Here is a 25,551-nt window from a genome sequence, read left to right on the forward strand (position 1 = left end):
GCCGTCAAGCGATCGCTACGCGCCCGACGGTTCGACGCCGGCGTCTAGCTGCGCGGCAACTTCCCGCGAGCGCGCGCGTTTGTACGGCGACACGCCGTGTACGACGTACATTTGCGCGCGCTCGCGGGAGGCGACTACTCCGGGGAGATCCCCGAGCTGAGCACGCGGATCGCGCTGACCAGACCGTCGATCAGGTTGCCCTGCTCGAACGCCGACGAAGCCGCGGCAACCCCGAGCGGGGCGGCCGACTCGGCGCCGCGTCCGCGCAATGCCGAGCCGTAAACCACCTCGATGGCGGACTGATTGGGCGAGACCGCGAGCAGTACCGCGTGGTTGGGCGTCGGAACTTTGGCCAGGATCTCGCGTGCCCGCGCGGCGGTGTCACTACCCAGGTCGCCGAGGTAGACCGCGAACCGCGCGTTGGACGCCCGAGAGGCGTACTTCAACGCGTCGTCCACCGCGACCAGGTCCTTGATCGGGAACGGGTAGGTGACCGACAGCTCGCCGGGCTCGGTGACCCCGGACAGCCGACCGCTACTCGTCAGCGCCCAGCCTCTGGGCAGCTCGGTCGGTTCAACCGTCGCGACTTCACCATGTGCCACTGGCGCCACCTCCGACTGTGAATTCCGATGCACCGTGGCCGTGGCCACCGTGCGCGTTGCGAATGGCCTCGTCAGTGGCTGCCCACAGGATCGGCGGATGCGTCCACTTCTCCGACAACTTGTACGTCTCGGGGTGGGGCCCCTTGCGGGTCAAGTAGATCAAGCTCAGCGCCACAAACAGAGCCAGCGGTATTCCGGTGAATAAAAGGTGAATCTCCATAGCGCTCACGACGGACACCGTATCCCAACGGGGGGCTCACCGCCTATGCCACCTCATGCCACGCCGAGGCCACGTCTATGCCGCGCCCTGGCCAGGTCTACGCCGCGCCCTCGCCGAGATATCGCGCCCATGCCGGGTCCAGCTCCTTCACGGTCGACAACAGCCGCCAGTGCTGTCCGGTCGGCGGCAGCGGCGCCCGCCGCAGCACCCAGCCGAGCTCGCTGAGCAGCTTGTCGCCCTTGCGGTGGTTGCACGTCGAGCAGCACGCGACGCAGTTCTCCCACGAGTGGTCTCCCCCGCGACTGCGCGGCACCACGTGATCCACCGTGTCGGCCTTCGCCCCGCAGTAGGCGCAACAGAAGCGGTCCCGGTGCATCAGTGCCGCGCGCGTCATCGGTACCCGCGCCCGGTAGGGAACCCGGACATAGGTCCGCAGTTGGATCACCGACGGCACCACGATCGACCTGGTCGCGGAGTGGATGACCGGCCCCGCCGGGTCGTCATGCACCACGTCCGCCTTCCCGCAGATCAGCATCACAATCGCGCGTCGCAGCGGCAGCGCGGTGAGCGGCTCGTAGGTGGAGTTCAGCAGTAGCACCCGTCGGCGATTCCATACCGAAGCGGTCTCGTGCCGGTTTGGCGGATGGGTTTCGACACTATGCAGGCACGGCGCGTTCGCAGGCCCTGTTCCCACTGCCGGGCTGCCGTTGCGGTGGCCGCGGCGTTTCTTGCCTTGCGCCATAGATCCTCCGCGGAACAGTCCACCATGATTCGCAGCCAACTGCACGCCTATTCCGCTGAGCACGCCGTGTCAGTTCGGTGAACAGCCAGGGTGAACGGGCCGGTCCCACAGATGGCCCACAATGGAGGGGATGAATCCGAACCCCGAGTCTTTCTACGACGCCGTCGGCGGCGCCGAGACCTTCCACGCGATCGTGGCGAGGTTTTACGAGCAGGTCGCCGAGGACGAGATATTGCGACCCCTGTATCCGGAAGAGGACCTTTCGGGCGCCGAACAGCGGTTACGCATGTTCCTCGAGCAGTACTGGGGCGGCCCGCGGACCTACTCGGAACAACGAGGTCATCCCCGCCTGCGCATGCGCCACATGCCGTTCCGCATCACGCCAATCGAGCGGGACGCCTGGTTGCGCTGCATGCATACCGCGGTGGCCTCGATCGATTCGCAAACACTCGACGATGAGCGCCGTCGCGAGCTGCTTCAATACCTGGAAATGGCCGCCCACTCCCTCGTCAACTCCGCATTCTGATGGCCGACCCGGCACCCCTGTGGTGGCAGTCTGCGGTCTTCTACCAGGTCTATCCCCGCTCGTTCGCCGACAGCGACGGCGACGGCGTCGGTGACCTGGACGGGCTGACCAACCACCTCGATCACCTCGTCGACCTCGGTGTCGACGCGATCTGGATCAACCCGGTCACCGTGTCCCCGATGGCAGACCACGGCTACGACGTCGCCGATCCCCGCGACATCGACCCGCTGTTCGGCGGGATGGCCGCCTTCGAACGGCTGATCGTGGCCGCACATGAGCGCGGCATCAAGGTCACGATGGACGTCGTGCCCAACCACACCAGTTCGGCACATCCGTGGTTTCAGGCCGCGTTGGCCGCGGGTCCGGGCACGGAAGCCAGGGACCGATATTTCTTTCGAGACGGCCGCGGACCGGACGGGTTGCTGCCGCCGAACAACTGGGAATCGGTGTTCGGCGGGCCCGCCTGGACTCGCGTCGTCGAGCCGGACGGCCACCCAGGCCAGTGGTATCTGCACCTCTTCGACACCGAGCAACCCGATCTGAATTGGGACAACCCCGAGGTCTTCGACGACTTCGAGAAGACCCTGCGGTTCTGGTTGGAACGCGGCGTGGACGGCTTCCGCATCGATGTGGCCCACGGGATGGCCAAGCCGGAGGGTCTGCCGGACGCCGCGGACGTGGCCGAGATACTGCGGCACACCGACGACGACCCGCGCTTCAACCGCCCGCACGTCCACGACATTCACCGCGATATCCGGGCGGTCATGGACGACTACCCCGGCGCGGTCACCATCGGCGAAGTCTGGGTCCAGGACAACGCCCAATGGGCCGAATACGTAAGGCCTGACGAACTGCACCTCGGCTTCAACTTCCGGCTGACCCGAACCGAGTTCGACGCCACCGAGATCCACGACGCGGTACAGAACTCGTTGGATGCCGCGGCGCTGGAAAACGCCACTCCGACCTGGACGCTGGCCAACCACGACGTGGGGCGGGAAGTCTCCCGTTACGGCGACGGCGAGACGGGGCTGCGCCGGGCCCGGGCCATGGCGTTGTTCATGCTGGCCCTTCCGGGCACCGTGTTCATCTACAACGGCCAGGAGCTGGGGCTTCCGGACGTGGATCTGCCGGACGAGGTCCTGCAGGACCCGACCTGGGAGCGTTCAGGGCACACCGAACGCGGACGCGACCGGTGCCGGGTCCCGATGCCGTGGTCGGGTGAGGCTCCCCCGTTCGGGTTCTCGACGTCCGCCGATACCTGGCTGCCCATGCCGGACGACTGGGCCGCGCTGACCGTCGAAAGGCAACGCAAAGACCCCGCGTCGATGCTGTCGTTCTTCCGGCGTGCCATCGAAATTCGTAAGCAGCGCGCCGAATTCCAAGGCGGGGACGTCGATTGGCTGTCCGCACCGGAGGATGCGTTGCTGTTCCGGCGTCCTAACCTGCCCGGCGAGAGCGAGTTGGCGTGTGCACTGAACGCGGGCCGGCGGCCGATCGCGCTCCCGCCGGGCGAGGTGCTGTTGGCCAGCGCGCCGCTGATCGACGGCCAACTGCCGCCCGACAGCGCGGTCTGGCTCACGCGAGTCGGCTAGCACTTCCGGGCTCGGTCCTCTATACGTGATGAATGTCGTCCTACGAGTGGGCAGTGATCGGAGCCGGGCCAGCCGGAATTGCCGCGGTAGGGAGGTTGCTCGATCACGGGATAGCTCCCGAGCGGATCGCGTGGATCGACCCTTCCTTCGCGGCCGGAGACCTCGGCAAGAAGTGGCGGTCGGTGTCGAGCAACACCATCGCCAAGACCTTCCTGGAATACCTGAACGCTTCCAAGGCCTTTCGGTTCGCCGAGGCTCCCCCGCTGCCGCTGCGGGAGGTCGACCCGGACGAGACGTGCGCCCTTGCACTCGTCGCGGATCCGCTGCTGTGGGTGACCGAACAGCTGCGCGCGCGCGTCGAGGTGTTCCAGACGAAGGCGACCGCACTGTACTTGGAGAACCGCCACTGGCAAATTAAGACCACGGCGCAGGCGATCGCGTCGAAGAATGTGGTTCTTGCCGTCGGGGCAATTCCGAAAAAGCTGGATTATCCGCAACTAAAAGAGATTCCAGTGGAAGTTGCACTCGACCCGGAACAACTTGCCCAACAACCCTTGGAAGGCGCAACGGTAGCGGTCTTCGGGTCATCCCACTCGTCCATGATCGCGTTGCCCAACCTATTGGGCCATCCGGTGCGCAAAGTGATCAACTTTTTCCGTCATCCACTCAAATACGCCGTTTATTTGGATGATTGGATTCTCTTCGACGACACCGGTCTCAAAGGACGGGCGGCGGAGTGGGCCCGCGAGAACATCGACGGGGTGCTCCCGGATCGGCTGGAAAGGTACTCGGTTACCAGCCCGAATTTCGAAGAGAAACTCGGCGAATGCGATCTCGTCGTCTATACCGTCGGATTCGAGCGCAGGAAGCTACCGGCGACACCGCAATGGGGGCAACTGGACTACAACCCACAAAACGGAATTCTTGCCCCAGGCCTGTTCGGACTCGGCATTGCCTTCCCGGAATACGCCGTGGACCCTTACGGCTACGGCCAGTACCGCGTGGGCCTCAAGAAGTTCATGGACTACCTTGACTCGATTCTCCCGCTGTGGCTGGTCTACGGGACCTGACGAAAACAAGCGCCATCAAATCGGCGTGATTTGCTTCCTCAGCGCAATACCAGAGCCGGATCGCCGCGGCGCCGGTACACCGAGCCGAAGCGGGCGTCCATGCGCAACCAGGTCGGCGAGAACCGGACCCGGATCATCTCGTCGGCGTCGATCGACTCCGGTGATTGCGGCAGGAAACCCATTGCGGTCAAAGCGAATACGCAACGCATCGGCAGGCCGACGACGGTATCGCCGGAGCTGACCTGGATGACCTCCTGATCGAGCAACGAGGCAGGCGGTCCGTGCGCGCTGCTGTGCTGCTTGGCCAGTTCCGCACCGCTCTGCGCAAGGTCCAGCATCACCCGGGCCGGCACATCGTCGAGGTGGGTGAAGCCGGATTCGGGAGGCAGCACACCGCGCCACGCCGAGTCCATCGCAAAGCCGGGGTCGACGTAGCCCGACGGGCCGACGTCGGCCAGGCTGCGGGCCAGCTGGTCGGCGCCGACGGACAAGTCGTCGGGCCGCACCGTGCCGGCCACCACCCGGCCGGCCAGTACGTCGAAACCCGTTGCGACCCATGCCGTCAGCAATCCCGGCGAGCGTGTCCGAAGTCGGATGACCGCGGCGTCGTCGAGACGCATCGCACGGTGCACGAAAGCTGCCAGGTCCGCACGGTGGGCCGCATCTGGCAACCACAATCCGCGTTCGGTTGTGCCGCCGGCTATTCCCTCAGCCACCGCTGCAGGTATTCCCGGTGGTGCGGGGCCAGGCGCACCAACCGTTGCTCTTTGATGTGCACCGCGGCCAACTGCGTTTCGGCGATGACGGCGGGCTTGGACTCTGGATCGGCGTTGACCGAACGGACTTCGTAGCCGAGGGTGAAGTCGACCGCGCGCAGGCGCTTCGTCCAGATGGTGACCTGCAGCGGCGAGTCGACCAACCGCAACTGGTCCTTGTAGGTGACCCGCACGTCGGCGATCAACAACCCGATCTCGGTGATCTCGGCCTGGAACGGTTCCTTGAGAAAGGGAACGCGCGCCTCTTCGAGGATCGTGACCATGGTGGCGTGGTTGACATGCTGGTACATGTCGATGTCAGACCAGCGCACCGGCACCGGTGCGACAAACCCGTTCTTTTTTTCGTTGCTCAACCGGAAGATCCCCGTCCGCTGGTGCGAGTCATGCGGCGGATCTGACGCGCCGCCACCGACAGCGTAGCGAGATCCTTTGCGCCGCTTTCACGGATCTCGTCAAGGGTCCGGCGGGCGCGCTCCACCCGCGAGGCACTGATGTGCTCCCACTCGGCGATCTTCTCTTCGCCACTTTCGTCGGGCTCCCCCACGGCCAGCACGTCGAAACACAATGCCCGCAGCGATGCGTAGATGTCGTCGCGAATCGCCAACCGCGCCAACGCATGCCACCGGTCGTTGCGCGGCAACTCCGAGACCGCGGTCAGCAGGCCGTCGGTGCCGAGCCGATCCATCAGGGCGAAGTAAGTGTCGGCGACGTCAGCGGTGTCGATCTCGGTGATGTCGGCGATGTCGATGATGTCGAGCAGGCTGTAGCGGTACAGCCCGACAGCGACGCGGTACGCCAAGTCGGGCGGGGCGCCCTGGGCAGTGAATTCCGCGGCTTCCTTTTCGACAATGGCCTTGTCGTCCCCACGCAACCACTCCGACATGCGCGGTGTCAGCGCCTTGACCTTGGCGGCGAACCGGTTGATCTCGGCACCGACGGCCAGCGGCTGCGGACGGTAGTTGAGCAGCCAGCGTCCGGCACGGTCGACCAATCGCCGGGTGTCCAGCGTCATCCGGTCCGACAACGCGACCGGCAGGTTCGCCGCGCGAATGCGCCGCCAGACGTGTTCGATACCGAAGATCGCATCGGTGGCCGCGTAGGTGCGGACCGCGTCGATGAGCTTGACACCGACATCCTCGGTGATCCGGAACGCGTAGCTGATCCCGGCCGTATCCACCAGGTCGTTGATCAGCATGGTGGTGATGATTTCCCGGCGCAGCTGGTGCTGGCGGATCTCCGGCGTGAACCGATCGCGCAGCGGCTTGGGGAAGTAGCGGGGCAGCCGGGACGCGAACACATCCAGATCCGGCAGCTCGGTCTTCAATACCTCGTCTTTGAGCTCGAGCTTGACGTGCGCCATCAGGGTCGCGATCTCGGGAGAGGTGAGTCCCAGGCCGAGCTCGGCACGCCGGGCGATCTCCTTCTCCGACGGCAGCGCCTCCAACTCGCGATTGAGACCGCGCTCCACCAGGTGGCGGATCTGGTCGGCATGCACCGGCAACAGGCTCGGCGCGTTGGCGCGGCTGGTACCCATCAGGTCGTTCTGGTCCTCGTTGTCGGTGAGCACCAGCTGGCCAACCTCGTCGGTCATCGACTCCAACAGTTGGCTGCGTTCTTCGGGCTTCACCTTGCCGGCCGTGACCAGTGAGTCGATCAGGATCTTGATGTTGACCTCATGGTCGGAGCAATCCACGCCGGCGGAGTTGTCCATCGCGTCGGTATTGACCCGCCCACCGGACAAATCGAACTCGACTCGGCCCAACGCCGTCACCCCGAGGTTGCCGCCCTCGCCGATGACCTTGGCCCGCACCTGATTTGCGTTGACCCGCACCGGATCGTTGGCGCGGTCGCCGACGTCGGCGTCAGACTCGCTTTCTGCCTTGATGTAGGTGCCGATGCCGCCGTTGAACAGCAGATCCACCGGCGCCTTGAGGATCGCCCGGATCAGGTTGGGCGGGGCCATTTCTTTGACGTCGTCTTCGATGCCGAGGGCGGCACGGACCTGTGGGCTGACCGGGATGGTCTTCTGGTCGCGGCTGTACACGCCGCCGCCCTCGCTGATCAACGACTTGTTGTAGTCGTCCCAGCTGGACCGCGGCAACTCGAACATGCGACGACGTTCCTCCCAGGAGGACGCGGCGTCGGGGTTGGGATCGAGGAAGACGTGCCGGTGGTCGAAGGCCGCGACGAGCCTGATGTGCTTGCTCAGCAGCATGCCGTTGCCGAACACGTCGCCGCTCATGTCGCCGATGCCCACGACGGTGAAGTCTTGGGTCTGGGTGTCGATCCCCATTTCCCGGAAGTGCCGCTTCACCGCCTCCCAGGCGCCTTTGGCGGTGATGCCCATGGCCTTGTGGTCGTAGCCCACCGACCCACCGGACGCGAAGGCGTCGCCCAGCCAGAACCCGTACGACGCGGCGACCTCGTTGGCGATGTCGGAGAACGTGGCGGTCCCCTTGTCCGCCGCAACCACGAGGTAGGCGTCGTCACCGTCGCGACGCACCACACCGGGGGGCGGGTTTACCTTGCCGGTGGCCTTGTCGACGTTGTCGGTCACGTCGAGCAAGCCGGAGATGAACAGCTGGTAGCAGGCGACGCCTTCGGCGCGGGTGGCTTCGCGATCGGCCGCTGCGTCACCGGTGGCCAGGGGCGGCCGCTTGACGACGAACCCGCCCTTGGCGCCGACCGGCACGATGACGGCGTTCTTGACTGCCTGTGCCTTGACCAGGCCGAGGATCTCGGTGCGGAAGTCGTCGCGCCGGTCCGACCAGCGCAGCCCGCCGCGTGCGACCGGGCCGAAGCGCAGGTGCACGCCTTCGACGCGAGGTGAATACACAAAGATCTCGAACTTGGGCCGCGGCAGCGGCAGTTCGTCGATCAACTGGGCATCGAGCTTGAGCGCCAAGACGTTTCGGCTGCGTGCGGAACCTTCGCGCGTCACAAAGTAATTGGTCCGCAAGGTGGCCTGGACCAGCGAGGCGAACCCGCGCAGGATGCGGTCGGTGTCCAGACTTACCAGTGCGTCGATGTCGGCGGCGACGGCCGCGGCTGCCGCTTGTGCGTCGCGGGGGTTCGAAGGCTCGGGATCGAACAGCGCCTCAAACAACTCGACCAGCGATCGTGCGGTCGATGGATGGTCGTTGACCACCGACTCGATGTAGGACTGGCTGTACGGAAAACCAGCCTGCCGTAGGTATTTCGCGTAGGCACGCAAGATCACGGCCTGCTGCCAGGTCAACCCGGCGCGCATCACCAGTTCGTTGAACCGGTCGACCTCCGTTCGGCCCTGCCAGATCGCGGTGACGGCGTCGGCGAATCGCTGGGCGCCGGCTTCGCGCTCTTCGGCCGTATCGGCCAGCGGGATGGTGGGATGCGGCGAGATCCGGAATTGGTAGATCCACACCGGTAGCCCGTCGGGTCGGTCGACGGTGAACGGCCGCTCTTCCAGCACGACCACGCCCATGCTCTGCAGCATCGGCAACAGCTGGCTCAGGGAGGCGGTGCGCCCTCCGAAAAACCAGGTCAGCCGGGCGATTCCGTGCTCATCGCGTTCGGAGAAGACCAGCTTCACCGAGTCATCGGTGAGTTGGTTGATGATGGCGATGTTTTCGATGGTTTCGGCCGGTGTGACCGCCTGCTTGTACGCCTCGGAAAAAGCGGAGGCGTAATGCTCGGCGTCGGCGTAGCTGATCGAGCCCGATGCCGCGGCGGCGATCAACCGGTCCGACCAGGTGCGCGCGGCCTCGCTGAGCAACCCCTGGATCCGGATCCGGTTGCTTTCCGAGACGTCGACGGATCCGAGTGCCCGCTCCTCGGGCAAACGAACCATGAAATGCATTAGTGCCCAAGGTGATTCGCTCACTCGAGCGGTAAATTCCAGTCGGGTGCCGCCGAATTCGCGAACCAGGATGTCTTCGATCTGCAACCGCACGGCGGTGGTGTAGCGGTCACGCGGCACATAGACCAGGCAGGACACGAAGAACTGCAGCCGGTCGGCGCGCAGGAACAACAAGGCACGTCGTTGTGATCCCAAGTCGACCACGGCTTTGGCCATGGACAGCAGCCGGTCGGCGCTGAGGGTGAAAAGCTCTGGGCGCGGGACGGTTTGGATCACATCGAGCAGCAGCTGACCGGGATGACTGGGATCGCTGCCGGCCAACGTGAGCGCTTCGCGGACCCGCCGTGAGATGGCCGGGATGTCCAGGACATCGGCGTTCATGGCGGCGACGGTGAACAAGCCGACGAAGCGGTGCTCGAAGACGTCGTCACCGACGTTCTCGCGAACGGCGATGGCATACGGGTAGGCCCCGTAACGCAGGTAGCTGCCGACCGCGGCTTGCGCCAATACCAGCAATTTCGACTCGTCGGTCAGCCGCGGCCGGGTTCCCGAACGTGCGCGCAGCACCCCGAAACCGGTGGAGGCGTCCCCATAGACGTATCCGTTGTCGACCCGGCACCGTTGGTAACCCAGCAGCAAGAAATTGCCGTCGCCCAGCCAGTGCAGCAACTCCGCCACTTCGTGGCGATCCGGCGCGGAGTAGTGACCCTGGGGGTCGGCGTCGACCTCTTCGGCCAGATCGTTCAGGGTGCGGATCATCGCGGATGCGTCGGCGGCGACCCGCTCGACATCGGCCAGAACCCGGGGCAGCAACCGTTCGACTTCGACGAGGGCCTTGCTGTCCACCAGTGGCGACAACTGAACGTGGATCCAGGCCTCACCGTGATCCGGCGCGGCGCTGTCCGACTTGGGTTTGATGTCCAGCATCTCCCCCGTCGGGCCGCGACGCACATCGAAAACCGGAGCCATGACCGCGGTGTATCCGACCCCGAGCCGATGCAGCAGCACCGTGACGGAGTCCATCAGCATGCCGCCGTGCTCGGTGACGACCTGAAGTGCGGGCCCAAATCCGGCCGGGTCATCAGCCGGGTAGACGGCGACGCGGCTTTCACCCGCCGGACGGACCTGCGCCAGCCGATAGTGGGCGGCCACCAGTGAGGGCGTGACGGGCGATTCTGGGGTTTGCTGAGAACCGTCTTCGGCGGATGCCCGATAGCCGTCTAGGTAGGCCTTCAGAATCCAGTCATCAACCGGGGTGTCCTGGTCAATGGCGCTCCGCGGATGGTCCCGCGTGGTCCCGGGGTCGATCGTCATGCAACGTGCTCCCAACTCCCGACGGATACCAGCGTGCCGTGGCAGGGATCACATTAGTCCCGTGTCAACCTCCGATGGGTCACCCTGTGCGGGCGCGCGGCTTCGGCGCCAAGTCGTTCCACTTTGTTCTCTTCGTAGGCACCGAAGTTGCCTTCAAACCAGAACCACTTGGCCTCGTTGTCCTCGTCGCCCTCCCACGCCAGGATGTGCGTGCACGTCCGGTCGAGGAACCAGCGGTCGTGGGAAATCACCACCGCACAACCGGGGAAGTTCACCAAGGCGTTCTCCAGTGAGCTCAGCGTTTCGACGTCCAGGTCGTTGGTCGGTTCGTCGAGCAGGATCAGGTTGCCGCCCTGTTTGAGCGTCAGCGCCAGGTTCAACCTGTTGCGTTCGCCACCCGACAGCACGCCGGCCGGCTTCTGCTGGTCGGGACCCTTGAATCCGAACGCCGAGACGTACGCCCGCGACGGCACCTCGGTCTGACCGACCTCGATGTAGTCCAGTCCGTCGGACACGACCTCCCACACCGTCTTCTTCGGATCAATACCCGATCGGGTCTGGTCGACGTAGCTCAGCTTCACCGTTTCGCCGATCTTGACCGTGCCACTGTCTGGCTGCTCAAGGCCGACGATGGTCTTGAACAGGGTGGTCTTGCCCACCCCGTTGGGACCGATGACGCCGACGATGCCGTTGCGCGGCAGGGTGAAGGAAAGGTCCTTGATCAGCGTGCGACCCTCGTAACCCTTGTCGAGGTGACTGACTTCGACCACCACCGACCCGAGGCGTGGCCCGACCGGGATCTGGATCTCCTCGAAGTCAAGCTTCCGAGTCTTCTCCGCCTCCGCGGCCATCTCTTCGTAGCGCTGCAAACGCGCCTTGCTCTTGGCCTGACGCGCTTTGGCGCCGGACCGGACCCAGGCCAGTTCCTCCTGCAGCCGTTTCTGCAGTTTGGCGTCCTTGCGGCCCTGGACCGCGATCCGCTCGGCCTTCTTCTCCAGGTAGGTCGAGTAGTTGCCCTCGTAGGGGTATGCGCGACCCCGGTCGAGTTCGAGGATCCACTGGGCGACGTTGTCCAGGAAGTAGCGGTCGTGGGTGACGGCCAGGATCGCGCCGGGGTAGTTGGCCAAGTGTTGCTCAAGCCACTGGACGCTTTCGGCGTCCAGGTGGTTGGTCGGCTCGTCGAGCAACAACAGGTCGGGTTTGGACAGCAGCAGTTTGCACAGCGCGACGCGGCGACGCTCGCCACCGGACAGGTTGGTCACCGGTTCGTCGGGCGGCGGGCAGCGCAGCGCATCCATCGCCTGCTCGAGTTGCGAGTCGAGGTCCCACGCGTCGGCGTGGTCGAGCTCCTCCTGCAGCCGGCCCATCTCCTCCATCAACTCGTCGGAGTAGTCGGTGGCCATCAGCTCCGCGACCTCGTTGAAGCGGTCGAGCTTGACCTTGATGTCGCCCAGGCCCTCTTCCACGTTGCCGCGGACCGTCTTTTCCTCGTTGAGCGGTGGCTCCTGCTGCAAAATGCCGACAGTCGCACCGGTTGCCAGGAAGGCGTCGCCGTTGTTCGGCTTGTCCAGCCCGGCCATGATCCGCAAGACGCTCGACTTACCGGCTCCGTTGGGGCCGACAACACCGATCTTGGCGCCGGGGTAAAAACTCAACGTCACGTCGTCGAGAATCACTTTGTCGCCGTGCGCCTTGCGGACCTTCTTCATCGTGTAGATGAACTCAGCCATGCCGCGGGGTCGCCTTTCTGATCTTCGTAACAATCTCGCCGACCATCCTAGGCACGGCCCCCGAACGCCTAAGCCGACAGTGGCAGCGCGGCATCGCTGGCCGCAGCCGGTTCGGCTGTTCCGTCCCGCGTCGGGTCCGCCTGGCTCGCGGTGTCGGTTTCGCCGTCGGCTACCGCCGCTGCCGGACTGTCCTGCGGGCTCGGCCCCGTGTAGCTGAGCTTTTCGATCCGAACGAGCGCGCGCGATAGGTCCGGTCCCACAGCCAGCGCCCGCATCTCGGTTGACGAACGCTTGTTGCCGTCCCGGTCTTCATATTCGCTGGTGAACACGTGTCCCACCACGATCACCGGTGCGCCTTTGGCCAGTGCGGCGCCCACCCCGGTGACCAACCGGCCCCAGCAGTTGACGGTGATGAACAGCGAATTGCCCGGCTCCCAGGTGCCGTCCCCGGTCCGGCGACGCGAATTGCTGGCCACCCGAAACCTGATGACTTCCTGCTGGCCGACCCGGTGGCGCTGGGGGTTGTTGACGATGTGCCCGACCACGGTCAGGTGCGTTTCAAACATTGCTCGTATTCCTCTCGTAGCTGAATCAGGTGGCTCGTGCCGGTGTTGATTCAGCCCCGGGGCACCGACAGCGCATCGACGAATCGCGCCGGTGAGCGCCGCGTCGGGCTACCGCTGTGGAGAAAGTCGCGACTGGGGATAACGGCGTGGAGATGACGGCTATGAAGCGACGGTGTCGGATTTGTCGGCGCTGCGCCTCGAAGCGGCGCGGGCGCGCTCGCGGGCGATGAACTGATTCCGCGCGATCCGTTCGACGTAAGCGAAGTCTCGCAGAATGCTGCGTAGCTCTCCGCGAAACGCGGTGCGCCGTTCGGCGAGGTCGGGCGCCGGGGCGATGAGATCCTGATCGGCGACGACCTGGTTTGCCGTCGCGAAGAGCAGGGTCGACACCGATTCGCTGCTACGGACCCGGGTTTGTGCCACATACTGACGGCCAACTCCGAGCGCCAACTCCGTGAGCTCTTTCTGCCCGACGTTCGCCGGAGCATCACGCAGCACGTCCGCGACAATCTCATACGCCTCGAAGAAGACCCGCAACAACGCGTCGGACATCAACGGACGCTTGGCATACAGCATCGCGTCGATCTGCTCGCCGCCCGCCGCCAGGTGCGCCTCCCAATCTTGGTGCCACGCCAACTCTTCGGCGAGATTGGCGCGGAACGCCGCAGAATCGGCGAAGTAGAAGTCGAACTTCAGCAGATCCCGCAGCCGCATCGCCTGGTCCCAGAAAGCCGAAACGCGGTCGCCGTCAACATGTCTGGCATGCGCCAGCGCGAGTTCGACGATCGAGGTCTCCAGGAAGGCATGGATCACCGAGTTGCGGTAGAAGGCGGCGGCATGCTCGTGCTGAGCAGCGATGTACCACACCGGTTCCCGGCCACTGTCGACCCGCGTGACCGGGTGCCCGTTGGACAACGCGTCCACCGCCGCGCGCACGCCTTCGCGGGTGCGTAGCCGCAGCGCACTCGTCGACACCGGTGTCTGCTTGCGCTCCAAGTAATCCAGGGAGTCCTGCAGAGTGTGATGCAGCTGGTCGAGGGTCAGCGCAGCCCCGCGCGTGGTGAGCAGCAGTGCCGAGACCAAACCCGTCGCGGTGATCGGCGTCGCCTGCAGAATCCGCCATGCGACCTCGAATGACATCTTCTGCAGCGCAAGCCGTTTGGCGGCCGTGTCGTTGGCGATCTGGCCATTGGGTTCGCCCAGGTACTGGCGCATCGACACGGCTTCGGGGAAGCGAACGTAGATCTTGCCGTAGTTGCGCTCGCCCTGGGCCTTGATGAAGTTGTACAGCCAGCTGAAGCCCTCGGGCGTCTTCTCCGCGCCGCGCGCGTAGGCGGCGTATTCGGCGATCTCGTGCAGCTGGTCGAAGCAGATCGACACACCCTGCAGCAGGATGTCCTCGCTACGTCCGTCCAGGTAGGCGTCGGCCACGTAGCTCAGCAGACCGAGCTTGGGCGGCAACATCTTTCCCGTTCGTGAGCGGGTTCCTTCGATGGACCAGCTCAGGTTGAACCGCTTCTCGACGATATAGCCCACGTACTCCTTGAGTACGTACTTGTACAGCGGATCGTCGCCGATATTGCGCCGGATGAAGATGGTTCCCGCCCGCCGCATCAGCGGTCCCATGATGCCGAACGCCAAGTTGATGCCACCGAACACGTGCACCGGCGGCAACCGGTTGTCCTGCATGGCCACCGGTATCACCGCGCCGTCGATGTAGGACCGGTGCGAGAACAGCAGGACCGCGGGGTGGGTCTCCAGCGCCGCGCGCACGGCCGCGACTTGATATTCGTCGTAGTCGAATTCCGGGTCGAAGCCGCGGCTCAGCATTTTCCCGAGAACCCCGACCAGGTCTACCGATACCTGGCTCCACCCGGTAGCGAGCTCGTCGAGCATCTTCCCCGCCTCCTCGACCGTGGCTCCGGGAATCTGCTCGAGGCCGGCGCGAAATCGCGTGGATGCCAACATCTCCGGCTTGACCAGGCGGGGAGACTTGTATTGCGGTCCCAGGATGCGGTATTCGGCTCGTGCCAGGGCCAAAATCGCCCGCCGGGCGACGAATTCAGCGAAGTCGGTCGGTGTCCCGCCGACGGTGGTATCGCGCCACTGCTGGCGCAGCTCAGAGATTTTGGCCGCCTCGCCCGCCAGCACGCGCGCCCGCCGGGGATCGCTGCGCAGGATGCGGCGCTGTTGGCCGCGGCTGGGATTATAGGGATCCCGGCCTGGAAGAAGCCCTGCAATCTTGGCCGCTCTGCTGCGGTTTGGCGGTGGCTGCCAGAACACGCGCACCGGCACGACGTAACGCTCGTCGTTCCGGTCCGGGTCGAGTTGCTCGACAATGGCAGTCAGCGCGGCCGGTGGCGCGTTGGGTGGCGGCAGTTTCAGGACGTCGACCTTGGTCTGCGGACTTCGGGCACGTTGCTGCGCCAGCCAATCCATCACGAGTTCGATCTCGACCGGCGAATCCATCGAGGCCAGCACCAGCGTGTCTTCCGGGTTGAGGACTGCGCTGACGTCTGCCAACGGATTGGTCACGGCTGTCCTTCGGGCGCCTCGGGCTCCTGCGCCTGACCATCTTTCAGCTCGACCACGGACGCGTGCGGGGTGGCCGGCGAGGGTTTCTCGGCCGGGGTCTTCTTCGCCGGGGTCTTCTTGGCCGGGGTTTTCTTGGCCGCCTTCTTGGCGGGGGTCTTACTGGCGGCCTTCTTTGCCGGGGTCTTCGCGGTTGCCTTGGCGGCCTTGGCCTTTGCTTCGCTGGCCGGCTTGTTCTTGGCGTAGAGATCGACCACGGGCAACTGGTTGTCGATGGGCCAGTTCGACAAGACGTCCAAGTAGAGCTGGCGAACCTCGGCGATGCGGTCCGGCAATTCCTCCAACGTCCAGTCGTCCACCGGAATCGGCGGGAACACCGCAACGTCGACCGTGCCTGGATTCAGCGTCGTCGAGTTGCGCGAGGCGATGATCTCCGCATTGCGAATCACGATGGGCACGATGGGAATTCCTGCCGCCATCGCGATGCGGAAGGGCCCCTTCTTGAATGGCCCGACTTCGGTCGTATCCAACCGGGTGCCCTCGGGGGCGATCACGATGGACAGGCCCTTCTTTGCGCGCTCCTCAACTTCGTGCAGCGTCTCCACCGCGGAAGCGGAATCGTCGCGATCGATGAACACCCCGTCGAGCAACTTGCCCATGGTGCCCATGATCGGGTCGCGCTCGAGTTCTTTCTTGCCGACGGCGATCCAGTTGTCCTTCACCAAGGCGCCGGTGATCACCGGGTCAACCTGGTTGCGGTGGTTGAAGATGAACACCGCGGGACGCTGCGCGGTCAGATTCTCCTTGCCGATGACATTCAGGTGCACACCACACGTGGCCAGCAGTATCTGGGAGAAGTTGGAGGTGAAGAAGTTCACGCCGCGCCGCCGGTTGCGGGTCAGGGCACCCCATCCCACCGCGCCCGCGGCGATGGGGAACATGGTGCTGAAGCCGGCCAAGGTGCGCAGCTGCCGTTGCAGGCCGACGCCGCCGCGACTTTCGAACTTCAAGATCGGCCAGCCGCGACGCCTGGCGACGGCGGCCATCTTGCCCTCGGGATTGGTCGGGCGCGGGTTGCCGACGAGGTACATCAGGGCGACGTCCTCGTCACCGTCAGCGTAAAAGTAACTGTCTTTTAGGTCGATGTTGTGTTCGGCCGCAAAGGCTTGCACCGCAGCGGCTTTCCCCGGCCCCCACAAGATCGGCTTCAGCACCCGACCGGTGAGAATGCCGTCCTCGTTCGTCTCGAACTTGTTGGTGAGCGTGTTGTTGATGCCGAGGAAGCGGGCCACTGGATTGACCTGAATGGTCAGCGCTGAGGAGCTGAGCACCACGGTGTGGCCTCGGGCGACGTGGGCCCGCACCAATTCGCGCATTTCCGGGTAGATCCGGGATTCGATCCGCTGGGCGAACAGGCGCTCGCCAATCTCCTCCAGGTCGGTCAGCAGGCGTCCGGCCAGCGCCATGGCCGCCTTGTTGATCAGGTCCTCGAACTCGATGCGACCCAGGCGGTGGTTCAACGCGCCCTGGACCATGCTGAGCAGCTCTCCGACACCCATATCGCGGCGCCGCAACCGCTCCTGGGTGAGGATCACGGCGGTGAAGCCCGCGACCAACGTCCCGTCCAGATCGAAGAACGCACCGATATGCGGGCCTTCGGGGCTGGCCATGATCTCGGCCACCGAGCCGGGCAGCCGCAAATCGCGGGTGTTCTTGACTTCTTGCTCTTCTGGGGCGCTCATGAACCCGACACCTTTTCGGCCGTCGAACCGCTCGCCTCGGCCGTGAACGACGCCGGCACTGCCCGCGGCGGCGGATCTCCTGCTAGCGCAAGGATTTCGTCGAAACCTTCGAGCAGGCACTGGGCGAACAGCTCGTCTTTGCGTACCGATGCGCGGTCGTAACGCACAGTGATGGTGCACCACCCGCCGCGCGAGATCAGCACCACCATCATCGCCACTCCCGGCAGCGGGCCGATTCCGTACTGCCGCAAGATTTTCGCACCGGCGATGTAGGTGTCCCCCGGATAGACGGGAACGTTGCTGGCCTGCACATCCGAGCCGATCACCGAACCGGTGATCCCCTCCAGCACGGCCGTCGGCAGCACACTGAGCACCGGAGCGATGGATCCGACGATGTTCATCGCCGGCTCCTCACGCCGCTGCGTCATCTGTGCACGGATCTTCTTCATCCGCGCCACCGGATCGACGGTGCCCACCGGGGCGGCCAGGTTGACCCCGGTGAACTGATTGCCGCCGGCGGCGTCATCTTGCGCCCGCAGGTTCACCGGCACGGCCATCGGCAACGTGCTGATCGGTACGCCGAGCGCCTCGTGATAGCGCCGCAACGCGCCGCACAAGCCGGCCAGGTAGGCGTCGTTGATCGAGCCGCCGCCTGCCTTGGCGGCGCGGTGCAGATCGGCGAGCGGGATGTCGATCGCTTCGGTGCGACTGGCCAGGCTGCGCCGGCGCAGCAGCGGCGACGGTTCAGCGGCCCGGTTCATCACCCGCAGTCCCGACAGCGCATAGCCCACGATGCCCGAAATCGTCGACGTAGGTTCCAGCACCGCCTTCCCGGCCGCCGACACCGCACCGGAAACCGCACCCACGACGCCGCCGACAATGGCGATGGGGAGGTGGTTGAGGCCTTGCCGCATCAGCTCGTTAGGCGACAAGTCCTGCGGTATTGGTTGCGGGGGCACCGGCCGTGGTGGCGGATCCCGCTCCAGGTCGTAGATCTCGGCGAACATCTCCACACTGCCGACACCGTCAGTGACCGCATGGCTCAGATGCAGCAGCGTGGCGGCCTTGCCGTCGGGCAATCCTTCGACCAGGGTCGCCGTCCACAGCGGTCGCGATATGTCCAGCGGTGACTGCAGGATCACCTCGGCCAGGTCGAATACTTCCCGCAGCGTGCCGGGTTCGGCGACCCGAACCCGTCGCACATGGAAGTCCAGGTTGAAGTCCGGGTCGACCACCCAGCGGGGTGCCGCCGTCGGCAGCGTCGGCACCACGACTTTCTGCCGCAACCGCAGCACCCGCCGGGAGGCGTGTTCGAAGCGGGTACGGAACCGGTCCCAATCCGGAGTGGTGTCGAGGAGTTCAACCGCCATGATTCCCGAGCGGGTTCGCGGATTCGCCTCGCCCCGGTGCAACAAATAATCGACCGGACCAAGCTCGTCGGAATACTTCACGGCCTCAACGGACTCAGCCACCGCCGATCAAGCCCTCCTGCGTCAGACGTGCAACCCCCAAATGCCAACACAACGCTAGTCCGGTTGGCGCGCGCGTGAAAGTGACGTGCAGCGCAGTCGGGGTTCAGCCGGCCGGTTACGCTTCCATCGCCAATGACCCGAGCGAGAAGTCGCGCTGGCCGTAGGTGATGCCCAGGAAGTCGGAGACGGCGCGGGCGGCTAGCCGCGATCGCACCGTCGGCATGAGGTCGAACCCGTGGTGCGCGTAGACCAGCTCGGCGTGGGCGACGGTGGACGCTCCGGCTCCCCGTAGCGCGGCGCAGAACGACCGCGCCTGGCCGCTTGGTACGAGCTGGTCTCGATCGCCGTGCAGCACGAAGAACGGAGGGGCGTCGGGGTGGACGTAGGAAATCGGTGATGCTGCGATAAACCGCTCGGGGTCGTCGGCATACCGGCTCTTGATCACGAACTGCTCTAAGAACGGCAGCATCATCTCGTGCATGTTGTCGAAGTCGGTGAAGTCGTAGACCCCGTAGTACGGCACCGCCGCCTGGACCGTGGTGTCGGCACGTTCGAAGCCGGGCTGGAACTGCGGGTCGTTCGGGGTGAGCGCGGCCAGCGCGGCGAGGTGCCCTCCGGCCGATCCACCGGTGATCGCAATGAAGTCGGAGTCGCCGCCGAAGTCGCCGATGTTCTCCCGAACCCATGCGATAGCCCGCTTGACGTCGATGATGTGCTGCGGAAACACGCAGCGCGGACTCTTGCTGTAGTTGATCGAGACGCAGATCCAGCCGAGCTCGACCATGCGGCTCATCAGCGTGTAGGCCTGGGGACGTTTGCCGTTGACCGACCACGCCCCACCGGGGACCTGTAACAGCACCGGCGCGCGGTGCCCTGGCGCCAGGTCGGACCGTCGCCAGATGTCGAGCAGATGGTCACGGCCGTTCGGGCCGTACGAAATGTTGGACGTGTGCGCCGCATACCGGCGGTGAGGTCCGGACGGCAACCGCGTACCCCGACGCGTCGTCGCGGTCTGTTCGGTGGCCGGATGAACCACCTGGTCACGGAAGTCCGGACCGAATGACTCCTGCAGCGCGGCCTTCAGGAATTGGTCTGCCCGCTGGGCCGCCCACGTGGTGCCGACCCGCTTGACCGCCGGCGGCGCTATGCGGGACAACGCGTGCCCGGTCAGGACGTGCGGGGGAAATTCGGTGGCGACCCAGTTGGCGACCCAGCCCACGGCGAATGGGAACCCACGCAGCAAGACTGATGCGTAGCTGTCTTTGGCGCTGTCTTTGGCGTCGGACGCGGGCTGCGCGCCCTGCCGCAATGCCTCGGCTCCTGCCCGCGAAAAAGGCGCAGTCAGTCTGGCCATGCACATAACTAAGTCCACTCCTCGACGTCAGGCACACGCGTCGTTGCGGTTAACAGCTGATATTCAGCCGATGTCGGTGTGTCGAGGCTCACACCATAACCGATAAATGGCCCAGCGGAACACTTTTCGGGCCCCATGTGTCGCCCTAAATGATCTTGAGCCGCCGTTCGATAGACTGACCTGCGCATTGCCTCCGTAGCTCAGGTGGATAGAGCAAGGGCCTTCTAATCCCTAGGTCGCACGTTCGAGTCGTGCCGGGGGCACCGACAAAAACCGCACGTCAAGACGTTAGATGCACGGCCTAACAGGTTTGAAGGGCCGGCCGCATTGCGGCACCTGTCAACATCTCGTCAACACTCATGCCGTGCGCACCCTGTCAGCAATGTCGAGCCCTGTGCTGTGACGTGGCGGCCGGTCCGCTCGATGCGCCGCGAAGGCCAAACGGCACTGAGCGTCTCGATACGATCAGCCGATTGATTGCATTGACTATTTAGCGATCGGATGTTTGATTATGTGGTGCGTGAAAGGCAGCCGTGTCGTTCTTAGTGGCGGTTCCCGAGTGGTTGTCGTCGGCGGCAACGGACATGACGAGGATCGGCGCGACGCTTAATGCTGCCAACGCGGCGGCTGCACTATCGACTACCGGGCTAGTGGAGGCCGCTGAGGACGAGGTGTCAGCGGCTGCGGCCTCCCTCTTCAGCGGATTCGCCCGGGAATACCAGGCAATTGGCGTTCAGGTTGAGGCGTTTCATCAGCAATTCGTGCGGACCTTGACGGCAAATGCTGGCGCCTACGCGACCGCAGAAGCGGCCAACGCCAACCCGCTGCAGCAGGCAGCGCTCAACCTGATCAATGCCCCCGCCCAGACGCTGACGGGCCGACCGCTGGTCGGCAATGGCGCCCACGGGGCACCCGGGACTGGGCAGAACGGCGGCGCCGGCGGGTGGCTGTTCGGCGACGGTGGCAACGGCGGATCTGGCGCGACCGGCCAAGCCGGCGGCAACGGTGGTAGCGCCGGATTGATCGGCAATGGCGGCGCCGGCGGAAAAGGCGGGGCCGGCGTTGGAGCCACGGCGGCACCGTCCGGCGGCCGTGGCGGCGCCGGCGGTCTCTTGATGGGTAACGGCGGTGCCGGCGGGATCGGCGGGACCAGTGTGTTTGGCACCGCGGGCGCTGGCGGTGCGGGCGGAAGCGCACACCTAGTCGGCGACGGCGGCAATGGTGGCACCGGCGGGTCGGGCCCCACCTCGGGCGAGGGTGGCGCCGGAGGGGCCGGCGGGCAACTGGCCGGCCATGCCGGTTCGCATGGAGCCCGAGGCACCAAGGTCACCGCCCCGGGCGGGCCCGCCGACCCCGGCCCGGGCGGGCCAACTGACCCGGGCCCGGGCGGCCCAGTGAACCCGGACCCGGGCGACCCCGGCACGGGAGACCCCGGCACGGGAGACCCCGGCACAGGAGACCCCGGCACGGGTGATCCCGGCACGGGTGATCCGGGCACGGGTGATCCAGGCACAGGAGACCCCGGCACGGGTGATCCGGGCACAGGAGACCCGGGCACAGGAGACCCGGGCAATCCCACCGTCTCGAATGCCACTGATGCGGCCAAGAATCACGACATCGTTGCCTCGAATGGCGGGAAAATCACCAATAGCTCGATTAGTGAGATCTCCGGCATTGACGCTGGAATCAACAATCCGGATGTCTATTGGGTGCACAACGATTCAGGAGATTCGGCCCGCATCTTCGCTATCGACTCAAAGACCGGTCAAACGCTGGGCACCTACACACTCAGTGGTGCATCTGCGGTCGACTGGGAAGACATCGAGGTCGCCATAGGACCGGACGGCAAGTCGTATATCTACGTCGGCGATATCGGCGACAATGGCGGCTCACGAAGCAACGTGACCATCTATCGCGTGCCCGAACCGATCGTGACTGGGACCGCGGCCAACCCGACGAACTCCACGCTGACCGGAGTCCAGCAACTCAAGATGACTTATCCAAATGGCCTTAAGCTCAACTCCGAAGCGCTGCTGGTCGACCCGATCACGGGGAACATGATGGTGATCGAGAAGACCGGCAGCACTGTCTCCCGCGTCTATTCGGTACCAGAGAGCGCATGGAACAGCGGGAGCGCGATCTTCCAGCAAGTGGGAACGCTGGACTTGTCGACCGCCAGCGCAACACTGGTCACCAGCGCCGATTTCTCTGCAGACGGTTCGCAAGTGGCGGTGCGTACTTATGGCGATGTCTTTTTGTGGAACCGTACCCCCGACAGCGACCCCTGGTCGGTGTTCAGCCAGCAACCCGTCGTCGCGCCGGCAGTAAGCGAGACACTGGGCGAGGCGATTGCGTTTCACCCGGACGGCCGGGGTTATGTCACGGTGAGTGAGGGAACTAACCAAACCCTCCACGAATTCAACGTTCGCTGACGACGGTAGTGGTCCCGCCAAGCAGGGGCGGCGGCCCGTCGAAAATTGGAGCGGGTATTAATGGAAAACCCCAGCTGGACCGCCCAGGACTATGGCCAACGAGGACCACTGCCTTGGTATGACTCGGGTATGACAACCAGATAAGGGGGCATCACAGCTCCTGCCGCTCGCCCCACTGAAAAGCAGTATTACCTTTCAGGGCCGTTAATTAAAGCAGAAAAATGGCAGGCGGAGCCGACTTCAGCCAGGGCACTTAGGAATAGACGTACAGGTCAGCGTTGCTTGAACCGCTGACAGCCCGCTGCAATGCACACCGACTTACAGCACCTATGTCGGCTTGCCGGACGCGGTGTTTTGGCGGTTTGCGGATTTTGCGTCATCGATCAAACCGGGCCTACGCTTCGTCTCCAATTTGTGTGAGCATTGAAGACGTGAATACGCGCCAGTTTGGGCGTTCGCTGGCCGCCGCGGTGCTGTCAACCTTTGCAGCGCCGCTGAGCGCACCAATCCTTAGCGCCCCCGCGTCCGCTGCACCCTGCCCCGATGTCGAGGTGACGTTTGCCCGCGGCACCAACGAGCCACCCGGCGTCGGTGGAGTCGGACAGGCATTCATCGACTCACTGCGCTCACAGATTGGCGGGCGATCCCTCGGGGTGTACGCGGTCAATTACCCGGCTACCGAAGACGATCTCCCCGGCTCTGTCTCCGCCGGTGCCGCGGATGCAAACGCTCACGTCGTGTCCATGGTTTCGAACTGTCCCGACACCAAGCTGGTGCTCGGCGGATATTCCCAAGGCGCGGGGGTGATCGATCTGATCACCATCGCCCGAGCGTCGATCGCGGGCTTCAACGCCGCGACGCTGACGGCGGACGAGGCCGAACACGTGGCTGCGGTCGCCCTTTTCGGGAACCCGACGACGAGATATCTCGAGGGGCCGGTCAGCGAGATCAGCCCGTGGTACGGCGCAAAAGCAATCGACCTGTGCGCGCCCGGCGATCCGGTTTGCACTCCCGGGCCACTAGCGCTGCCCACCCATGAGGAGCTGTTCTCGCCGGAGCACTTGTCCTACCAACATTCCGAAATGCCCTCGCAGGCCGCGGCTTTCGTGGCACGACGGCTCTGACGCGCGTAATCGGAGGCAACCCAGCCGTTGTTGAAGCGGGTATGCCTGCCGCCTCTGACGTGTTACCCGTTCAGCCCGTCCAATCCGGGCAACAGCACGCCGGTGCCGCCGCCCCCGCCGCTGCCCGCGGTGTTTCCGACGGCGCCATTGCCACCGTTGCCGCCAATGCCGAGTGGCGCATTGCCGCCGGCTCCACCAGCTCCGCCTTTGGAGAGATCGCTGTATCCCCCTGCCCCGCCAGCACCGCCGTTGCCCGACACCGGGCCCGCCGGACCACCCGCCCCGCCTGCGCCCCCAACGCCGGCCACGCCGATTCCGCCGGAACCGCCGATGCCGCCGTAGCCAATCAGCAGGGCATTTCCGCCGGCCCCTCCGACTCCGCCGGTGGTTCTGCTGAACCCGCCCATGCCGCCTCCCCCGCCGTTGGAGGAAAACAGGCCGGAGTTGCCACCACTGCCGCCGGCGCCGCCGGTAAATCCGACACCGGCGAAGCCGCCGTCGCCGCCTTGGCCGCCGGCGCCAAACAAGGAGCCGGCATTGCCGCCGTGCCCGCCTGCCCCGCCGTTGCCAGTTAGGGCAAAGCCGCCTGCGCCGCCGTCGCCGCCGGCGCCCGCGAACATGCCGCCGTTGCCGCCTGCCCCGCCGGCGCCGCCAAAGATACGGCCGGTCCCGCCGTCCCCGCCGTTGCCGCCACCGGCGCCGACCAGCCCACTCAGTAGACCGCCGGCCCCACCGGCCCCTCCGGGCCCGCTCGCCGCGTTGACAGTGATTCCAGCGCCACCGGCACCGCCGTTACCTCCGCCGCCAAATAGTCCACCAGCCCCGCCGGCACCGCCCGGCCCGGCGAAACTAAGGTGTGCGATGCCCCCGCGGCCGCCAACGCCGCCGTTGCCCGACAGCAGCCCGCCGTCGCCGCCCGCACCGCCAACACCGCCGAAGCCCATCGCACTGGCTCCTCCGGCGCCGCCGGAGCCGCCGGTGCCGAACAGACCAGCGGCGCCCCCAGCGCCACCCGGCCCACCGTTCGCTAGGCCCGTACTTGGCGTTCCGGAGCCGCCAGCCCCGCCATCGCCGAGCAGGATCCCTCCGGGAGCTCCGTTCTGGCCACTACCCGCAGCTCCGGGCACACCGTTGCCGATCAGCGGACGTCCCAAAAGTGCCTGGGTGGGCGCGTTGATCGCACCCATCACCTGCTGCTGGAAGGTGTGCAGTGGCCCCAGTGGAGACGCGCTGGTGGGAGCGTTGAACCCGTCCGTCCCCAATAGCAAGCCGCTGAAGCCGCCGGCACCGGTGCCGCCCGACGTACTTCCGGTACCGCCGACGCCGCCGTTGCCCCCATTGCCTATCACCGTCGCGTTGCCGCCGGCTCCGCCGGCTCCGCCGGTGCCTTGGATGCTGGATCCGCCCTCGCCGCCGGCCCCGCCGATGCCCAGCAGCAGTCCAGCCCGTCCGCCAATCCCACCGTTACCTGCGGTGGCGAGTGAGCTGCCGCCGCCGATCCCGCCGGTCCCGCCGTAACCGAGGAGGCCGGCGTCGCCGCCGCCGCCTCCCAGTCCGCCGGTGCCGGCGCCGCTGGACCCGCCCGCCCCACCGGTCCCGCCGCTCGAGAACAGCAGGCCCGCGTTTCCGCCATGTCCACCGGCGCCACCGGTACTGGCGCTGCTGTAGCCGCCGTCGCCGCCAGCGCCGCCGGCGCCGAAGAGCAGGCCGGCGTTACCGCCGTGCCCACCGGCGCCACCGTTACCTGACATGGAGTTCGGCGCGGCCCCGCCGGCTCCTCCGGTACCGCCGGCGCCGGCGAGCAGCCCTCCCGCGCCGCCAGCACCTCCAGCCCCGCCCACGCCGCCGGCGGCCTCGGCGGTTGCCCGTTTGCGCCGGGCGCCACCGGCAACATCGCCACCGAGGATCTGGTGTATCTC

General features: G+C 65.7%; 18 protein-coding genes and 1 tRNA gene. 6 read left to right on the plus strand and 13 right to left on the minus strand.

Annotated features, from left to right (window positions below; all coding sequences use genetic code 11):
- Positions 1–134 precede the first annotated feature (134 nt).
- The 3 genes from BST27_RS25105 to BST27_RS25115 all read right to left on the minus strand — a co-directional run bounded on the left by BST27_RS25105 (position 135) and on the right by BST27_RS25115 (position 1,564).
- On the minus strand, positions 135–602 hold the full coding sequence (locus BST27_RS25105; protein ID WP_069417366.1) for a DUF5130 domain-containing protein: 468 nt from the start codon (positions 600–602) through the stop codon (positions 135–137).
- Positions 589–822 carry an aa3-type cytochrome oxidase subunit CtaJ gene (gene ctaJ / locus BST27_RS25110; RefSeq protein ID WP_069417365.1) on the minus strand — a complete coding sequence of 78 codons (234 nt, stop codon included), beginning with the start codon at positions 820–822 and terminating at the stop codon, positions 589–591. The genes BST27_RS25105 and ctaJ overlap by 14 nt, the downstream gene beginning before the upstream one ends.
- Positions 823–919: 97 nt before the next feature.
- A complete protein-coding gene (locus BST27_RS25115) occupies positions 920–1,564 on the minus strand; it encodes an HNH endonuclease (RefSeq protein WP_069417364.1) in 645 nt (214 codons plus the stop codon).
- Positions 1,565–1,694: 130 nt separating this feature from the next.
- On the opposite strand from BST27_RS25115, the gene BST27_RS25120 reads away from it, so the two are divergent.
- Genes BST27_RS25120 through BST27_RS25130 form a run of 3 tightly spaced genes read left to right on the plus strand, consistent with a single transcriptional unit; the run spans position 1,695 to position 4,752 of the window.
- A complete protein-coding gene (locus BST27_RS25120) occupies positions 1,695–2,090 on the plus strand; it encodes a globin (protein WP_069417448.1) in 396 nt (131 codons plus the stop codon).
- On the plus strand, positions 2,090–3,682 hold the full coding sequence (locus BST27_RS25125; RefSeq protein WP_069417363.1) for a glycoside hydrolase family 13 protein: 1,593 nt from the start codon (positions 2,090–2,092) through the stop codon (positions 3,680–3,682). The genes BST27_RS25120 and BST27_RS25125 overlap by 1 nt, the downstream gene beginning before the upstream one ends.
- Before the next feature lie 53 nt (positions 3,683–3,735).
- Positions 3,736–4,752: an FAD-dependent oxidoreductase gene (locus BST27_RS25130; RefSeq protein ID WP_069417447.1), complete on the plus strand. Its 1,017-nt coding sequence runs from the start codon at positions 3,736–3,738 to the stop codon at positions 4,750–4,752.
- Positions 4,753–4,790: 38 nt separating this feature from the next.
- On the opposite strand, the gene BST27_RS25135 is transcribed toward BST27_RS25130, so the two are convergent.
- From BST27_RS25135 to lipQ, 9 genes are all read right to left on the minus strand, one after another.
- A complete protein-coding gene (locus BST27_RS25135; protein WP_197518056.1) occupies positions 4,791–5,468 on the minus strand; it encodes a DUF8010 domain-containing protein in 678 nt (225 codons plus the stop codon).
- Positions 5,453–5,881 carry an acyl-CoA thioesterase gene (locus BST27_RS25140; protein ID WP_139805358.1) on the minus strand — a complete coding sequence of 143 codons (429 nt, stop codon included), beginning with the start codon at positions 5,879–5,881 and terminating at the stop codon, positions 5,453–5,455. Before BST27_RS25140 ends, BST27_RS25135 begins: the two co-directional genes overlap by 16 nt.
- Positions 5,878–10,680, minus strand: coding sequence for an NAD-glutamate dehydrogenase (locus BST27_RS25145; protein ID WP_069417362.1), 4,803 nt, complete (start codon positions 10,678–10,680; stop codon positions 5,878–5,880). Before BST27_RS25145 ends, BST27_RS25140 begins: the two co-directional genes overlap by 4 nt.
- Positions 10,681–10,733: 53 nt before the next feature.
- Positions 10,734–12,410 (minus strand): energy-dependent translational throttle protein EttA, encoded by a 1,677-nt coding sequence (gene ettA / locus BST27_RS25150; protein ID WP_069417361.1) that lies wholly within the window; start codon positions 12,408–12,410, stop codon positions 10,734–10,736.
- Positions 12,411–12,478: 68 nt separating this feature from the next.
- Positions 12,479–12,976, minus strand: coding sequence for a single-stranded DNA-binding protein (locus tag BST27_RS25155; protein WP_069417360.1), 498 nt, complete (start codon positions 12,974–12,976; stop codon positions 12,479–12,481).
- Positions 12,977–13,135: 159 nt separating this feature from the next.
- Entirely contained in the window at positions 13,136–15,511 is a 2,376-nt protein-coding gene (locus BST27_RS25160) for a glycerol-3-phosphate 1-O-acyltransferase (protein WP_069417359.1), read from the minus strand.
- The gene (locus BST27_RS25165; RefSeq protein ID WP_069417358.1) at positions 15,508–17,250 is read right to left on the minus strand and encodes an HAD-IB family hydrolase/lysophospholipid acyltransferase family protein; all 1,743 of its coding nucleotides are present in this window, start codon (positions 17,248–17,250) and stop codon (positions 15,508–15,510) included. The genes BST27_RS25160 and BST27_RS25165 overlap by 4 nt, the downstream gene beginning before the upstream one ends.
- A complete protein-coding gene (locus BST27_RS25170) occupies positions 17,247–18,722 on the minus strand; it encodes a WS/DGAT/MGAT family O-acyltransferase (protein WP_069417357.1) in 1,476 nt (491 codons plus the stop codon). The genes BST27_RS25165 and BST27_RS25170 overlap by 4 nt, the downstream gene beginning before the upstream one ends.
- A gap of 115 nt (positions 18,723–18,837) precedes the next feature.
- Entirely contained in the window at positions 18,838–20,082 is a 1,245-nt protein-coding gene (gene lipQ / locus BST27_RS25175) for an esterase LipQ (RefSeq protein WP_069417356.1), read from the minus strand.
- Between the two features lie 183 nt (positions 20,083–20,265).
- Here lipQ and BST27_RS25180 point away from each other — a divergent pair.
- The 3 genes from BST27_RS25180 to BST27_RS25190 all read left to right on the plus strand — a co-directional run bounded on the left by BST27_RS25180 (position 20,266) and on the right by BST27_RS25190 (position 23,632).
- Positions 20,266–20,339, plus strand: a tRNA-Arg gene (locus tag BST27_RS25180).
- A 270-nt stretch (positions 20,340–20,609) separates the two neighbouring features.
- Positions 20,610–22,508 carry a PE family protein gene (locus BST27_RS25185; RefSeq protein ID WP_079219743.1) on the plus strand — a complete coding sequence of 633 codons (1,899 nt, stop codon included), beginning with the start codon at positions 20,610–20,612 and terminating at the stop codon, positions 22,506–22,508.
- Between the two features lie 431 nt (positions 22,509–22,939).
- Positions 22,940–23,632: a cutinase family protein gene (locus BST27_RS25190; protein ID WP_232007128.1), complete on the plus strand. Its 693-nt coding sequence runs from the start codon at positions 22,940–22,942 to the stop codon at positions 23,630–23,632.
- 62 nt (positions 23,633–23,694) lie between these two features.
- Here BST27_RS25190 and BST27_RS32600 read toward each other — a convergent pair.
- On the minus strand, positions 23,695–25,551 hold a 1,857-nt coding region (locus tag BST27_RS32600), incomplete at its 5' end, for a PE family protein (RefSeq protein WP_170062362.1).

Source organism: Mycobacterium intermedium (assembly GCF_002086275.1).
Classification (GTDB): Bacteria; Actinomycetota; Actinomycetes; order Mycobacteriales; family Mycobacteriaceae; genus Mycobacterium; species Mycobacterium intermedium.

Bases quoted from the DNA above. Each gene is read 5' to 3' on its own strand.
- ctaJ (WP_069417365.1), bottom strand. From the start codon at position 822: ATGGAGATTCACCTTTTATTCACCGGAATACCGCTGGCTCTGTTTGTG.
- BST27_RS25115 (WP_069417364.1), bottom strand. From the start codon at position 1,564: ATGGCGCAAGGCAAGAAACGCCGCGGCCACCGCAACGGCAGCCCGGCA.
- BST27_RS25120 (WP_069417448.1), top strand. From the start codon at position 1,695: ATGAATCCGAACCCCGAGTCTTTCTACGACGCCGTCGGCGGCGCCGAG.
- BST27_RS25125 (WP_069417363.1), top strand. From the start codon at position 2,090: ATGGCCGACCCGGCACCCCTGTGGTGGCAGTCTGCGGTCTTCTACCAG.
- BST27_RS25145 (WP_069417362.1), bottom strand. From the start codon at position 10,680: ATGACGATCGACCCCGGGACCACGCGGGACCATCCGCGGAGCGCCATT.
- ettA (WP_069417361.1), bottom strand. From the start codon at position 12,410: ATGGCTGAGTTCATCTACACGATGAAGAAGGTCCGCAAGGCGCACGGC.
- BST27_RS25155 (WP_069417360.1), bottom strand. From the start codon at position 12,976: ATGTTTGAAACGCACCTGACCGTGGTCGGGCACATCGTCAACAACCCC.
- BST27_RS25165 (WP_069417358.1), bottom strand. From the start codon at position 17,250: ATGAGCGCCCCAGAAGAGCAAGAAGTCAAGAACACCCGCGATTTGCGG.
- lipQ (WP_069417356.1), bottom strand. From the start codon at position 20,082: ATGTGCATGGCCAGACTGACTGCGCCTTTTTCGCGGGCAGGAGCCGAG.